Source organism: Microbacterium proteolyticum (genome assembly GCF_030818075.1).
GTDB lineage: Bacteria > Actinomycetota > Actinomycetes > Actinomycetales > Microbacteriaceae > Microbacterium > Microbacterium proteolyticum_A.
Window position 1 is genome coordinate 3,752,545 of record NZ_JAUSZZ010000001.1, and the last position, 15,144, is coordinate 3,767,688.

The 15,144-nt window shown below is 70.5% G+C and carries 12 protein-coding genes; 7 read left to right on the forward strand and 5 right to left on the reverse strand.

Features of this window, described 5'->3' with window-relative positions; translation table 11 throughout:
- Window positions 1-15: 15 nt before the first annotated feature.
- Window positions 16-693 (reverse strand): TMEM175 family protein, encoded by a 678-nt coding sequence (locus QE392_RS17405; protein WP_307453944.1) that lies wholly within the window; start codon window positions 691-693, stop codon window positions 16-18.
- Between the two features lie 77 nt (window positions 694-770).
- Window positions 771-2,273 carry an IMP dehydrogenase gene (gene guaB, locus QE392_RS17410; RefSeq protein WP_307453947.1) on the reverse strand — a complete coding sequence of 501 codons (1,503 nt, stop codon included), beginning with the start codon at window positions 2,271-2,273 and terminating at the stop codon, window positions 771-773.
- A gap of 251 nt (window positions 2,274-2,524) precedes the next feature.
- Between guaB and QE392_RS17415 the strand changes: the two genes are divergently transcribed.
- The 5 genes from QE392_RS17415 to QE392_RS17435 all read left to right on the forward strand — a co-directional run bounded on the left by QE392_RS17415 (window position 2,525) and on the right by QE392_RS17435 (window position 7,400).
- On the forward strand, window positions 2,525-3,871 hold the full coding sequence (locus tag QE392_RS17415) for a branched-chain amino acid ABC transporter permease (RefSeq protein WP_307453949.1): 1,347 nt from the start codon (window positions 2,525-2,527) through the stop codon (window positions 3,869-3,871).
- Window positions 3,872-3,882: 11 nt separating this feature from the next.
- Window positions 3,883-4,863 carry a branched-chain amino acid ABC transporter permease gene (locus tag QE392_RS17420; RefSeq protein ID WP_307453951.1) on the forward strand — a complete coding sequence of 327 codons (981 nt, stop codon included), beginning with the start codon at window positions 3,883-3,885 and terminating at the stop codon, window positions 4,861-4,863.
- Window positions 4,856-5,788 carry an ABC transporter ATP-binding protein gene (locus QE392_RS17425; RefSeq protein ID WP_307453953.1) on the forward strand — a complete coding sequence of 311 codons (933 nt, stop codon included), beginning with the start codon at window positions 4,856-4,858 and terminating at the stop codon, window positions 5,786-5,788. Before QE392_RS17420 ends, QE392_RS17425 begins: the two co-directional genes overlap by 8 nt.
- Window positions 5,788-6,570, forward strand: a complete 783-nt coding sequence (locus QE392_RS17430) for an ABC transporter ATP-binding protein (protein ID WP_307453956.1) — start codon at window positions 5,788-5,790, stop codon at window positions 6,568-6,570. The genes QE392_RS17425 and QE392_RS17430 overlap by 1 nt, the downstream gene beginning before the upstream one ends.
- 104 nt (window positions 6,571-6,674) lie before the next feature.
- A complete protein-coding gene (locus QE392_RS17435) occupies window positions 6,675-7,400 on the forward strand; it encodes a hypothetical protein (RefSeq protein ID WP_307453958.1) in 726 nt (241 codons plus the stop codon).
- Between the two features lie 123 nt (window positions 7,401-7,523).
- Here the strand turns inward: QE392_RS17435 and QE392_RS17440 are convergent, their stop codons facing one another.
- From QE392_RS17440 to groES, 3 genes are all read right to left on the reverse strand, one after another.
- Complete coding sequence (locus QE392_RS17440) at window positions 7,524-8,807, reverse strand: ABC transporter substrate-binding protein (protein WP_307453960.1); 1,284 nt, start codon at window positions 8,805-8,807, stop codon at window positions 7,524-7,526.
- Window positions 8,808-9,048: 241 nt separating this feature from the next.
- On the reverse strand, window positions 9,049-9,990 hold the full coding sequence (rarD, locus tag QE392_RS17445; RefSeq protein ID WP_307453963.1) for an EamA family transporter RarD: 942 nt from the start codon (window positions 9,988-9,990) through the stop codon (window positions 9,049-9,051).
- Window positions 9,991-10,151: 161 nt separating this feature from the next.
- Window positions 10,152-10,448: a co-chaperone GroES gene (groES, locus tag QE392_RS17450; protein ID WP_013583903.1), complete on the reverse strand. Its 297-nt coding sequence runs from the start codon at window positions 10,446-10,448 to the stop codon at window positions 10,152-10,154.
- Window positions 10,449-10,818: 370 nt separating this feature from the next.
- Between groES and QE392_RS17455 the strand changes: the two genes are divergently transcribed.
- A complete protein-coding gene (locus QE392_RS17455) occupies window positions 10,819-12,825 on the forward strand; it encodes an Hsp70 family protein (RefSeq protein WP_307453966.1) in 2,007 nt (668 codons plus the stop codon).
- 28 nt (window positions 12,826-12,853) lie between these two features.
- A partial coding sequence (locus QE392_RS17460) for a hypothetical protein (RefSeq protein WP_307453968.1) occupies window positions 12,854-15,144 on the forward strand: 2,291 nt, incomplete at its 3' end.

Below are 15,144 nucleotides of genomic sequence, written 5' to 3' on the forward strand. Positions count from 1 at the left end.
GCTCACGTCCCCAGCCTACCCGCGCCCTCGGACATCGCCGGCGGCGCCGGGATCGCTGCCCGCGAGCGACGCGGCGGGCGAATCCGCTCCACGCAACAGCCGCGTGAGCAGTCCGTCGAACGCGAAGAGCAGGAACGCGACGGACCCGACGAGCGGACTGAGGAGCATCGCCAGACCGCTGAGGATCACCGCGCTCAGGTTCGCCCGGCCGAGTCGACGCGCGTCGGCGGCCGTGAGGTCGGTGATCGCGCCCGAACGGACGGCCCAGCTCCACTGCACCCACCCGAGGACGATCGCGAGGAAGAAGTTGACCGGCAGCAGGATGCGGCCCAGGAGCAGATCGGAGTGCGTGGTGTCCAGCGACGAGGTGAACGGCACGAGGACGACGAGGAGCAGACGGATGTTGTTGATCCACATACCGGTGTCGTCGATGCGGACGATCCACTCGAACTGCCGCACGTGCGTCATCCACATCACGCAGAGGATGAGGAAGCTGATGACGAACGAGAACACCGGGTGCGCGAGGTCGCGCAGGCCGCGGGCGAGATCGGCGTCGGTGGTCGGGGAGCCGAGCGACTGATCCGTCAACCCCAGCACCAGCAGCGTCGCGGCGATGGCGAACACCCCGTCGGTGAACGCTTCGGTGCGGCGGGCCGACACCGACGCTTCGGGGTGACTCCTCCGCCGGATCATGGGCACAGCGTATCCCCGCGTCGGAGAACGACGAAGGGCCGGGCAGCCCGCCGCCCGGCCCCGTTCAGAAGAACGCGTTACTTCTTGTAGTTCGGCGCCTCGACGACGATCTGCACGTCGTGGGGGTGCGACTCCTTCAGGCCCGCCGAGGTGATGCGGACGAACTTGCCCTTCGCCTTCAGCTCCTCGATCGTGCGGGCGCCCACGTAGAACATCGACTGACGCAGGCCGCCGATGAGCTGGTACGCCACCGCCGCGACGGGGCCGCGGTAGGGCACCTGACCCTCGATGCCCTCGGGGATGAGCTTGTCGTCGCTGGGCACGTCGGCCTGGAAGTAGCGGTCCTTGGAGTACGACGTCTTCTTGCCGCGCGTCTGCAGCGCGCCGAGCGAACCCATGCCGCGGTACTGCTTGAACTGCTTGCCGGCCTGAAAGACGATCTCCCCCGGCGATTCGTCGGTACCGGCCAGGAGCGAACCGAGCATGACGGTGTCTGCGCCGGCGACCAGCGCCTTGGCGATGTCGCCCGAGTACTGCAGACCGCCGTCGGCGATCACCGGCACGCCGGCGGGAATCGCTGCCAGGGAGGCCTCGTAGATCGCGGTGATCTGGGGGACCCCGACACCGGCGACGACGCGCGTGGTGCAGATCGACCCGGGCCCGACGCCGACCTTCACGGCATCCACGCCCGCGTCGATCAGCGCCTGGGCGCCCTCGCGCGTGGCGACGTTGCCGCCGATGACGTCGATGTGCGCGAACGACTCGTCGGCCTTCAGACGCGAGACGATGTCGATCACACCGGCCGACTGCCCGTTCGCGGTGTCGACCACGAGCACGTCGACGCCCGCATCGCGCAGGGCCTCGGCACGCTGCCAGGCGTCGCCGAAGAACCCGATGGCCGCTCCGACGCGCAGGCGCCCCTGGTCGTCCTTGGTGGCGAGGGGGTACTTCTCGCTCTTGTCGAAATCCTTGATGGTGATCAGGCCCGCGAGCTTGCCGTCGTCGTCGACCAGCGGCAGCTTCTCGACGCGGTGCTTCGCGAAGGTCGCGATGACGTCGTTCGCGTGGATGCCGACGTGCCCGGTGATGAGGCCGTCCTTGGTCATGACGTCTTCGACCTTCGTGGTCTGACGCTCGAAGCCCGAGACGAAGCGCATGTCACGGTTGGTGATGATGCCGACCAGCACTCCCTCGGAGTCGACCACCGGCAGACCCGAGATGCGGTACTGCGCGCACATCGCGTCGACCTCGGCCACCGTGGCATCCGGGCTGGTGGTGATGGGGTCGGACACCATGCCCGACTCGCTGCGCTTGACCTGATCGACGATGCCGGCCTGATCCTCGATCGAGAGGTTGCGGTGCACGATGCCGATCCCGCCCTGGCGGGCGATGGCGATGGCCATGCGCGCCTCGGTGACGGTGTCCATGGCGCTCGAGAGCAGAGGCGTCGCCACCGTGATGCGGCGGGTCAGGCGAGACGACGTGTCGGCCTCGCTCGGGATGACGTCGGTGTGCCCCGGCAGGAGCAACACGTCGTCGTAGGTCAGTCCGATGAAACCGAAGGGGTCGTGCTGCTCCATGGATCCTCCTGCGCGCGCGGCGCCTGCTCGAAAAGGACGACGTCGGCCAGGGCGCACGCGGCGCTCCGCCTTGAATTCTAAGCGCCGCAACCGCGCGGAATGTTCCCGTCCGGGTGACTTCCGTGCACGAGCCGGATGAAACGGTTCGCTAACGACCGCGGGGGCGAAACACCGATGACACATTACGCTCGTAGCGTCGACCGTCGAAGCTGACGGGACGACATCGTCAGCGCTGCCGAACTGGAGACTCCGTGGGTCATTCCTCCCCCACCGCGATACGATCGCGAACCCTTTCCCGCCTGGTCGTCGTCATCGCGCTCTTCGCGAGCGCGGTGGCCGCCCTGAGCTTGTTCTTCGCGACACCCGCGAACGCCCAAGCGACGCCCGCCCCGACCCCCGCCGCCACGGCCGGCACGGGAGACATCTCGACGCAGTACTCGATCGGCGGCATCATCCGCTCCGGCGACGAGCCGATCGAGGGCGTCGAGATCACCGTGGAGGGTTCGGGCTTTTCCGAGGTCGGCACCACGGGTGCCGACGGACGCTGGGCCGTCCCCGTGCCCGGTCCGGGCGCCTACACGGCGACGCTGCAGGTCGACTCGCTCCCCGACGGCGTCGCGCCGCGCGACCCCGACAACATCACGCGCGACGTCACCATCGGCACGACCAACACCGTCAACGTGCTGTTCCCCACCGGTGAGGGAACGGCGGCCAGCGGGACGATCTGGGACACCCTGTTCTCGCGCTTCTTCTACGGCCTGAACTTCGGCCTGCTGCTGGCCCTGGCGGCGATCGGCATCTCGCTGATCTTCGGCACGACCGGCGTCAACAACTTCGCCCACGGCGAGATGCTGACCTTCGGCGCCATCATCTTCTACGTCTTCACGGCCATGGGCTGGAACCTCATCCTGGCGGTCCTGCTCACCGTGGCCCTGTCCGCCGCTCTGGGATGGACGCAGGATGCCCTGCTGTTCAAGCCGCTGCGAAAGCGCGGAGTGGGTCTGGTCCAGGTCCTGATCGTGACGATCGGTCTGTCGATCGTGCTGCGCTACCTCTACCTGTACTTCTTCGACGGCGGCACGCGCAACATCGCCACGGGCATCACCGACAACGTCACGATCGGTCCCGTCACCGTCACCCTCACCTCGATCATCAGCATGGGCGTCAGCATCGTGATGCTCGGCCTGGTGGCGTACTTCCTCACCCGCACCCGGATCGGCAAGGCGACCCGCGCCGTGAGCGACAACGCCTCGCTCGCCGCCGCCTCGGGCATCAACGTCGACCGCGTCATCCGCATCGTCTGGGTGCTCGCCGGCGCCCTCACGGGCCTGTCGGGCGTGCTCTACGGCCTCTACCGCGGTGTCACGTGGGACATGGGCTTCGCGATCCTGCTGCTGCTGTTCGCGGCCGTGACCCTCGGCGGTCTCGGAAGCGCGTTCGGCGCGCTCGTGGGATCGCTCATCATCGGCATCATCACGGAGCTGTCCACCATCGTGATCCCACCCGACCTCCGGTACGCGGTGGCCCTGATCGTGCTCATCGGCGTGCTGCTTTTCCGGCCGCAGGGTGTGCTCGGTCGTAAAGAGCGGATCGGCTGAGGAAAAACGACATGGACTTTCTTTCGATCATCAACAGCGCGCTGGGCGAGGTCATCAGCCCGACCACCGCGGCCTACGCTCTCGCCGCCATCGGCCTCAGCGTTCACTTCGGCTACGCAGGGCTCCTCAACTTCGGGCAGGCGGGCTTCATGGCCGTCGGCGCCTACGCCTTCGCCATCGCCACACTGTCGTTCTCGGCACCGGTGTGGCTCGCGATCCTCGCCGCCATCCTCGCCTCGGTGCTCTTCGCGTTCCTGCTCGGCATCCCGACCCTGCGCCTGCGCTCGGACTACCTCGCGATCGTCACGATCGCCGCGGCCGAGATCGTGCGGTACGTGGTGTCGACCGTCGGGCTGACCGACATCACCGGTGGGTCGCAGGGACTCAACGGGTACAACCGCGAGTTCCAGGAGCTCAGCCCGTTCCCCGCCGGCCCCTTCGGCGTCGGACCGTGGAACTACTCGGGCAACGACTGGTGGGTGCGCGTGTTCGGCTGGGGTCTCGTGATCCTGGCGACCCTCCTGGTGTTCCTGCTCATGCGCAGCCCGTGGGGCCGCGTCATCAAGGGCATCCGCGAAGACGAGGATGCCGTGCGCAGCCTCGGCAAGAACGTCTACTCCTACAAGATGCAGGCGCTCGTGCTCGGTGGCGTCATGGGCGGTCTCGCGGGTGTGGTGTTCATCCTCCCCCGCGCAGTCCAGCCCGGGAACTACGGCACGGCGCTGACGTTCTTCATCTGGACCGCTCTCCTGCTGGGAGGCGCGGCCACCCTGCTCGGCCCGATCGTGGGCGCGATGCTGTTCTGGGTGCTGCTGTCGCTGTCGAACGGCATCATCGTGGGACTGCGCGACATCGGCATCCTGGGCTTCATGTCCAGCACCCAGACGGGCCAGGTGCGCTTCATCCTCGTCGGCATCGGGCTCATGCTCCTGGTGATCTTCCGGCCACAGGGCATCTTCGGCAACAAGAAGGAGCTGTCGTTCAATGTCTGACACGACCGTCACCCACCCGCTCGTCAAGGGCGAGGTCCGCCCCGGCTGCGCCAAGGTCGACCCGATCGTCGTCGCCGACGGCGTCACCCGTCAGTTCGGCGGCCTCAAGGCCGTCGACGTCGAGCACCTCGAGATCCCCCGTGGTCAGATCACCGCGCTGATCGGTCCGAACGGCGCCGGCAAGACGACGCTGTTCAACCTGCTGACCGGCTTCGACAAGCCCAACACGGGCGCGTGGAGCTTCGAGGGGTCAAACCTCGCCGGCGTCCCCGCGTTCAAGGTGTCGCGCCAGGGCATGGTGCGCACGTTCCAGCTCACGAAGTCGCTCGGTCGCCTCTCGGTGCTGCAGAACATGCTGCTCGGCGCCCGCGAGCAGAAGGGCGAGAACATCTTCCGCGCCCTGATCCCCGGCATCTGGCGTTCGCAGGAGAAGACGAACACCGAGCGCGCCGACGATCTGCTGCGTCGGTTCAAGCTGGATGCCAAGCGTGAAGACTTCGCCGCGTCCCTGTCGGGTGGTCAGCGCAAGCTGCTCGAGATGGCCCGCGCCCTCATGAGCGACCCGAAGCTCGTCATGCTCGACGAGCCGATGGCCGGCGTCAACCCGGCGCTCACGCAGAGCCTGCTCGGCCACATCCTCGACCTGAAGAAGGAGGGGATGAGCGTGTTGTTCGTCGAGCACGACATGCACATGGTGCGCCACATCTCCGACTGGGTCGTCGTCATGGCCGAGGGTCGCGTGGTGGCCGAGGGACCGCCCGAGACCGTCATGAGCGATCAGGCCGTGATCGACGCCTACCTGGGCGCCCACCACGACACCGACCTCGGCGACATGACGACGTCGCAGCTCGAGACCATCCAGGCCGAGGCCGCCGCCGAGGCGGAAGCGGAGCTCATCGCCGACGAGAAGGACGGGAAGCTCTGATGTCCGACACCGCAACCGCCACGCGCACCGCCGTGCTGCGCACCGACGACCTGGTCGCCGGCTACCTGCCCGGCGTGAACATCCTCAACGGCTGCACGGTCGACGCCTACCAGGGTGATCTGATCGGCATCATCGGCCCGAACGGCGCCGGCAAGTCGACGTTGCTGAAGGCGATCTTCGGCCAGGTGAAGATCCGCGGCGGCGCCGTGCTGCTCAACGGCGAGGACATCACCTCGCTCAAGGCCGACAAGCTCGTCGGCAAGGGCGTCGGCATGGTGCCGCAGAACAACAACGTGTTCCCCAGCCTGTCGATCGAGGAGAACCTGCAAATGGGGCTCTTCCAGCGCCCCAAGGTCTTCGCGGAGCGCTTCGAGTTCGTCTCGGGCCTGTTCCCCGAGCTGGCCAAGCGCCGCCGTCAGCGCGCTGGGTCACTGTCGGGCGGCGAGCGTCAGATGGTCGCCATGGGTCGCGCGCTCATGATGGACCCGTCGGTGCTGCTGCTCGACGAGCCCTCGGCCGGGCTCTCGCCCGTGCGTCAGGACGAGACGTTCCTGCGCGTGGCCGAGATCAACCGCGCCGGCGTGACCATCATCATGGTCGAGCAGAACGCGCGCCGCTGCCTGCAGATCTGCCACCGGGCATACGTGCTCGACCAGGGCAAGGACGCGTACACCGGCACGGGCCGCGAGCTGCTCACCGACCCCCGCGTCATCGAGCTGTACCTCGGCACCCTCGCCGCCGACGAAGACGCCAAGCGCGACGGCAAGGAGCACGGCGCCTGATCGCCCGTCACCTGACCGCGAGTGCGGCGCTCACTGTGGTGGGCGCCGCACTTTCGGCTTGTGCGGCCCCCGCTCCCCCGGCCCCGTCTCTCGAGGTCGCCATCGTGCAGCAACGCGGCGACATCGCCGCACAGCGCGTCCAGGTGCGCGTGACGAACACGTCGGACGCGCCGATCACCGTGACGGCGGCCCGTCTGTCGTCAGCGGCACTCGAGGCCCCGGCCGGCGGCGACACGAAGCGGCCCGTGACGATCGGCGCCGGCCGCACCACGGACCTGCCCGTCGCGCTGTCCGCCATCCGCTGCACGAGCGGCGACCCCTCGCCGCGGGTCGCGCTGCGACTGGGCGACGACGAGGAGCCGACGGTGGCGGCGACGGACGCCCTCGGCGTGCTCGGGCGATTGAGCGCGACGCAGTGCGACCGTGACGCCGTGGCATCCATCGCCCATGTCTCGGCGACGGCGGTGACGCCCGCCGTCGACGGCTTCGCCGGTCTCGTGCTCTCGATCGAGCCGTCCCCGGATGCCGCGGCGGGCAGCGTCGACCTGGTCGCCCTGCGCGGCACGCCGCTGCTGCGCTTCCGCGGCGGCGGGGAGGCTGCCCTCGGCCTGCGTATCGCCGGCGGCGATCCCGCCTCGGAGATCACGGTTCCGGTCACGCCCATCCGGTGCGATGCGCACGCCATCGCGGAGGACAAGGTGGGAACGCTGTTCGACCTCGTCGCGCGGGTGGGCGGGCGAGAGGTCGTCGTCCCGCTCGATCGGTCGAGCCGGGTGGCGGCCGATCTGCTCGTCTTCACCGCAGCCACGTGCGGCCTGACGCCGGGCTGAGCGCCGGTGTCGGGAGCGACCCCGCACCGACCGGCGGACGGAGCGGGTCGCGGCGGGTGCCATGCGCCCGGCGACGACGAAGGGCCCGGATGCCGTGGCATCCGGGCCCTTCAGGAGGTCAGGTCACTCGTTGAGCGAGCCGAACTCCGCGTTGAGGAGGGTGTACTTGTTGTCGGCACCGTACTGGTAGATGCCGATGTACGCCTCGGTCGGGTCACCGTTCTCGTCGAACGTGATCGGGCCGGAGACACCGTCGTAGTCGATGTCGGTGCCCTCGTTGATCAGCGCGAGGCAGTCGGCGAAGCTCGTGCACTTCTCGCCTTCCTCCGAGACCGACTGGAGGTTGTCGCGGATCGCGGTGCCCGAGTCGTCCTTGGCCTGCGCCGCGGCGAGGGCCGCGACGATGACGGCGTCGTAGGACTCCGGCGCGTAGCTGAAGTCGGTCAGCGCGGAGTCGACCTGCAGCAGCTTCTGCTGGAAGGTCGTGTCGGCCGGGTTGCCGGGCAGCGTGCCCTTGGCGCCCTGGAGGGTGCCGGCGGGGAACTCGTACGAGTTCGACAGGTTGCCGTCGACGAAGTACACCTGCGACGCCGGGTAGCCCTGCGTGCTGACCAGCTGCGGGATGATCGAGGAGGTCTCCTCGAACGCGATGACCGCGATCGCGTCGGGCTGGGCCGCGAGCAGCTCGTCGACCTGCGACGTGAAGACGGTGTCGCCCGGGTTGTAGGGGACCGCGACCGAGACCTCGCCACCGGCGGCCTCGACGGCCGTCGTCGCGTTGTCCTTCAGGCCGATGCCGTACGGGTCGTTGATGTAGATGATGCCGACGTTCGCCGCGCCGTCACCGGTCATCAGGTTGCCGAGCACGCGGCCCTGCAGCACGTCGGAGGGAGCAGTACGCCAGTAGTACCCGCCGTCGGCGTAGGTGGTGAAGTCGGGCGAGGTGTTGGCGGGCGAGATCTGCACGATGCCCGCGTTGACCAGCTGGTCGACGAACGTGAACGAGACACCCGATGAGGCGGCACCGATCACGACGTCGGCGTTGGCGTCGACGAGCTCGGTCGCCGACTGCGTCGCGATGTCGGTGGTCGTGTCGCCGGAGTCGCGCTCGGTGAGCTCGACCGAGAAGGGGAACGCTTCACCCGCTGCCTCGATGTCCTGGATGGCCGCCTTGACACCCGCGACCTCGGGCGGGCCGAGGAAGGCGAGGTTACCCGTGGCGGGCAGGATCGTGCCGACGTGGAACACGCCGTCTGCGGTCGAGGTTCCACCGACAGCCGACGAGGCGCTCGGCTCTGCGGCGTCGCCGCCACCGCCGGCGCAACCGGCGAGGACGAGCGCGCTGGCGCCGACCAGGGCGATACCGCCGAGGAGTCGGGCGCTGCGCGTGCGCGGGAAGACGTTCATAGTGCTCCTTGCTGTGGATGAACGCGGGGGTGGACCCCGTGGGTCCTGATGTCCTCAACCTAATCGGACGCAGGTTTTCCGGATGTTGCCGTTCGTTAACGATGTGCGTCGTCGTGGTCACGGCCGCATAACGGCGGGTGAGACGACGCCGTATCCGGCCATCCGAGTGCGCGCCCGGGCACTGAGCCGGGAGGCGACGGGCGCCGGATGGGAGCGGACGCGGAGCCGGCGCCTGCCGGGGTCAGACCGGTTCGGTCACGTCGTCGACGACGCGCCGGTGGCGCCGCGACGCCAAGATCGAGTCGACGCTCAGGATCACCAGCGCCACCCAGACCAGGGCGAAACCGATCCACCGCTCGGCCGTCATGGGTTCGTGCAGCACCCACACCCCGATGGCGAACTGGATGATGGGCGCGACGAACTGCAGCAGACCGATCACCGTCAGCGGCACCCGCCGGGCACCCGAGGCGAAGAGCAGCAGCGGCACGGCGGTCACGGCCCCGGCCGACAGCAGCAGGGCGGTGTGCAGCGTTCCGACGGCGCCGAGGGTGATTCCCGAGACGCTCGCGACGACGAACAGCTGGATGACGGCGACCGGGAGCAACCAGAGCGACTCGAGGGTCAGGCCGCTCACGGCATCCACCGACGGCCCGATCTGCTTCTTCACCAGGCCGTAGACGCCGAAGGAGGCCGCCAGCGTGAGTGCGATCCACGGGAAGGCGCCGTAGCCGACCACGATGACGACGACGGCGAGGACGGCGATGCCGATCGCGATCCACGGCAGCACCCTCAGCCGTTCCCGCAGGACGACCACACCGAGCAGCACGGTCACGATCGGATTGATGAAGTACCCCAGGCTCGTCTCGATGACGTGCTCGGTGAGCGCGCCGATGAGATACGTCTGCCAGTTGACGTAGATGAGCACGCCGGCCAGCGCCGTGAGCGCCATCAGGCGGGGCTGCCGCACGATCGCGAGGAAGGGTCGCCACGCGCGCAGCACCGTCAGCAGCAGCAGACAGAACGCGAAGGCCAGGATGATGCGCCACGCGACGACCTCGAACGGATCGGTGGGCTTGAGCTGGAGGAAGTAGATCGGCAGGACGCCCCAGAGCAGGTAGGCGCCGAGCGCGTACAGGGCGCCGCGCGTCGTTCCGCCGGCAGGTGCGGGTGGAGCGGGGGTCACCGACTCAGCCTACGCGCGCGCCTCCGCGCCGGACCGCCGCGCATGCGGCCTTTCCTGCCAGGTATCGCCGCCCGCACCCGGTCGGCGGATCCCCCCGGGAGACGGAGACGACGAGGGCCCCGGATGCCGAAGCACCCGGGGCCCTCGCGAAGGTCACGCGATCAGCGGACGACGACCGCCAGGACGTCGCGAGCCGAGAGCACGAGGTACTCCTCGGCGCCGAACTTCACCTCGGTGCCGCCGTACTTGCTGTAGAGCACGCGGTCGCCGACGGCGACGTCGAGGGGGACGCGGTTGCCGTTGTCGTCGATACGGCCGGGGCCGACGGCGACGACTTCGCCCTCCTGCGGCTTCTCCTTGGCGGTGTCGGGGATGACGAGACCACTCGCGGTGGTCTGCTCAGCCTCGACCTGCTTGATGACGATGCGGTCCTCGAGCGGCTTGATGGAAACCGACACGGTCTACCTCTTTCTCGTTACAGAAGACTTGTCAGCACTCACGCGGGGAGAGTGCTAAAGCGAGTCTAGAGAAGCGCTGGCACTCGTGCAATGCGAGTGCCAATCCGGGAGCGCATCGTGAGCAGTGGTCGAGCGCGTGAGCCGGAAGGCGCGGGTCCTCGGCCACCTCGCGCAGCACCCGGACGCGAGGTCCGAGGCGGGCGAAGTATTGCACTTCCGCGCGACTGTGCCTACCCGTTTCACCTGCCCTTTCATCCGCTCGCGCGGTGTGCAACACTCGTGGCACAGCGTCGACAGCGTGCAGGGGGCACGAGTCGATGGAACACGATCGGGCTCATCGGAGAGCTCAGAGAGTCGGGGGAATCCAGGAGTGCCTGCGGCGTTCCTGCGTGCCCTCGGGGGGTCGAAACACATGGTCACGCCGTACTACTTGGCGATCGATGTCGGGACGAGCAGGACGGCGGCTGCCACCGCACGCTCCGCACCGGATGGGGCCCTTCTCGCGGCGCCGCTGCCGCTCGGCCGCAACGCCGACAGCACCCCGACGACGGTCTTCATCTCCGACGGCGGACTGCTGTTCGGCGACGCGGCGGAGCGACGGGGAACGGCGCAGCCCGAACGCCTCGTGCGCGAGTTCAAGCGCCGCATCGGAGACGACGTCCCCATCGTCGCCGGCGACCGGCGGTTCTCTGCGCAAGACCTCTACGCGCTTGTCGTGGGATGGGTGATCGGCACCGCCGTCGAGCGGGAGGGCCAGCACCCCGCGGGGATCGCCGTCTCGGTCCCCGTGACCTGGGGCGAATACCGCACGCAGCTGGTGCAGGATGCCATCGGGCGGCTCGGCTGGAGCGACGTGCAGGTGATCACCGAACCCGAGGCGGCCGCGCGGCACTACGAGGCGACGCACCCCCTCGACACGGGACGCGCCCTCGCGGTCTACGACTTCGGCGGCGGCACCTTCGACACCGTCATCCTGCAGAAGACGGCGGACGGCCGCGTCGACTTCGTCGGCAGCCCCGTCGGCATCCCGGATCTGGGCGGCGCCGACTTCGACGACATCGTGCTGCGCCACACCCTGCGCGCAGCCGACATCCCGGCATCCGCCCTCGCGGGCGTCGACGCCGACGCGGGGCTGCGCATGGCGCTGGCGTCGTTGCGACGGGAATGCGTCGACGCGAAGGAATCGCTGTCGTTCGACGGCGAAGCGGTCGTGCCGGTGCTCATCGGTGACGGGCACGGTGCCGTCCGTCTGACCCGCGCCGAGTTCGAGGACATGGTCGAACCCGAGATCGAGCGGACGGTCGAGGTGCTCGAGGACGCGCTCGCGCAGTCGGGACTGACGGCCGACGACCTCGACGCGATCCTGCTCACGGGCGGCACCTCGCGCATCCCGCGGGTCGCCCAGCTGCTGTCGGAGCGATTCGACCGCCCCATCGCCGTGGACGCGGACCCCAAGGCGATCATCGCCCTCGGTGCCGCCCGCACCGCCGCCGCGAGCGCCGCCACCGGGCACGCGTTCCCGCCGGCCGCCGTCGACGTCGTGGAGGACCCCGTCGAGGACGAGGACGAGGACGACGACGCGGTCGCCGACGCCGGCTTCACCCCCGAGCATGCGCAGAGGCGCGCGCCCTGGTTTCGTCGACTTCCCGCCACGGCGTACGTCGCGGCGGGGGTCGCCGCGCTGACCGTGAGCGTCGGCGTGATCAGCGTGCCGGCGCTGGGGATCGGCATCCTCGCCCGCACCGGCATGGGCGTCACCTCGCAGCCCCTCGCCGCCGACCTCGAGGTGAGCCTGTTCGACGCCCTCGACATGCCGTCCTCTCCCCCGCCGAGCATCGCCGCCCCCGACGCCCAGACCGTCGTCGAGCAGCCGGCGTCCCCCGAGGAGGCCGGCGCACCCGACGCACCGCGTGACGAGCAGCCGAGCGAAGAACGCCGCCGCACCCCGCAACGACTCACTCCGCAGGCCGCCGAGCAGCGCAGTCCCTCCCCCTCGACCGGCCAGCAGCAGGCTTCCGGCGGCGGCGCGGGCGGCAGCGGCGGCGGGAGCAACTCCTCCGCCGGCGGCTCCGCGCCCGCGACCGGGCCCTCGTCGTCGACCGCGGCGGAGCAGCCCGCCCCGGCCTCCACACCGCCTGCCGAGCCGACCCCCGATGCGCCCGCGACCTCCGACCCCGCCCCGACGGTGCCCGCGACCCAGGAGCCGGCGCCGACCGATCCTCCCGCGACGGACCCCCCGGTGACCCAGGAGCCGGCACCCTCGCCGACCGGCGAGAACCCGCCGCCCGCCGAATCGTCGACCCCGCCCGCCGAGCAGCCGGCCGATTCGACGGCGCCGGAACCCCCGGCATCCGCCACCGGCGAGCCCACCCCCTGACGCGCCCATCGGAACGAGAGCACCGCCGATGACGATCACCACCACGCCCTCCGATGCTGCCCCCGGCGACCTGGACGCCCTTCTGCTGCCGCGTGTCGCCCGCACGCTGCTCGACGCCTCGATCGCGTCGTCCGAGCCCGCTCCTCTCGCCGTGGTCGGTACCGCCGGCTCGGGGAAGTCGCGCGTGCTGAGGCGCCTCTTCGCGGCGCTGCGGGCAGCCGGGGCCCATCCCGTCGCGCTGACCCACCTGGGCGAGCTGCCCGCGGCATCCGGCTCGGTCGTCGTGGTCGACGACGCGCACCTGCTGGACGACCGGACGCTGACCGCGCTGGCGGATCGCCTGCGCATGGGCACGCTGACGGTCGTCCTCTCCACCCGCCCCGACCCGGAGTCGCCGACGCTGCGCGCCCTCATCGAGGACATCGAGCGTCACCAGCCGCCGATGCTGCTCGGGCACGTCTCGATGGCGGACGTCACCGCGCACCTGGGCGTGGAGGCCACCGACGCCTCGCGGGCGTGCGTCACCCGCGTGCTCGAGGGCACCGGCGGCCTCGCCTGGCTGACGGCGGAGGCTCTGATGCTGCACGGCGACGCCGTCTGCGACGGGCGGTGCGACCACGACGAGATCTCCGGGTCGCTCGCCGACCTCGTCTCGCACCGGATCGACTCGCTCGATCCCTCCCTGCGACTCGCCGTCGAAGCGCTGTGCCTCGACGAACGTGCGGCGCTCGATGCCGGCGCCGGACCCGCCTGCGCCGCCGGCTACGACGCCGGGCTGCTGCAGCGCGGTGGGCGCACGGTGCCGCTCGTGCGCGACGCGGTGCGCGCACGGCTGACCCCCGACCGCCTGCTCGAGTTGTATTCGGCGCGGCTGGTGCGCGACGCCGCCTCGGTGCAGGCGCTGCTGGGCGACGCGACGGACGCGCGCGTGGCATCCGCCCTGCTCGCCGACGGCGATCGCGAGCTCTCCCGCGACCCCGCCAAGGCCGCCGAACTCTACGCGGCGGCCGACCGCGCCGGCGCAGCTCCGGAGAAGCTCGCGCTGCGCCAGGCGCGCGCCGCCTGGGCACGCGGAGACCTGGATGCCGCGGGATCGTTCGTGGACCGCCTGCTCGCGGGTCCCGTCGCGCCGGCCGACGAGGCGCTGGACATGGCCGCCGCCGTCTGGGCGATGCGCGGGGACATGGAGCTCGGCGCACAGGTCTACCGCAGCGGCATCCCGACGACGCCGGAGAGCCGGGCGAAGTGGCTGATCGCCGCGACCGGCGCCGGCCACCCCGACCCCGCCCGCCTCCCCGCCCCCGCCGCGACCCGGACGATCCCGACCGCGTACGGCGTCTCGCTCGAGCTGCTCTCGCGGGGCCTGCGCGCGACGCTGGACACCGACGACCACGACGGCCTGCAGGACCTCGTCCGCGCGAGCGAGATGTACACCGCGTCGGGAAGCGACTTCCCGCTGCCGGAGCTCCCGGCCGTGATCGCCGCGCTCGTCGCCCTGCACCGGGGTGAGGCGGCGGTGGCGCAGCGGGTGCTGGATGCCGCGATCGCGGGCGAGCAGGGCGGTTCGTGGGCGGCGCCGAGATTGCTGCTGTGGCGCGCGTGGGTGGCGGTGCAGCGCGAGCACCCCGTCGAGGCCGAGAACGCCCTGCGTACCGCGACCGCCGGGCGCCCCCTCGGCGCGCGCGACCGCCTGCTCGCCGACGCCGTCGAGCTGGGACTCGTCCGGCGCAACGGCCAGCCTTCCGAGCTCGCCCCCGTCTGGCAGCGCGCACAGCAATCCCTGCTGCGCGTGCAGGTCGACCTGTTCACCCTGGTCCCGCTCGGAGAGTTCGCCGTCTCGGCGGCGCGCGTCGGCGAGATCGCCGCGGTGCGAACCTCGCTCTCGCAGGCGGAGCGCGTGCTGGCGGACCTCGGGCAGCCGGCGCTGTGGACCGCCAGCCTGCGGTGGGCCGGACTGCACGCCAGCATCCTGCTGGGCAGCCCCGAGGAGCTCACCGTGCACGCGCGCGCCCTCCGCGCCGCCGCGGAGCACTCGCCCCTGGCCGCCCGCCTCGCACGCGCCGGTCGCGTGTGGACCGATGTGCTGACCGGTGCCGTGGATCCGGATGCCATCGAAGAGGCGTCCGCAGGCCTGGCGGCGTGCGGCTTCGCCTGGGACGGCGCGCGGCTGGCCAGCCACGGCGCGAGCAAGGCGACCGACCGCCGGGTGATCGCACGCCTGCTCGCGTGCGCCCGTCAGCTGCACCCCCGGGAGCGCACGGAGGCGCCCGCGGCGCCGACCGCCGACACCGGCCCGATCCCGCTCCCCGTGCGCGGGTC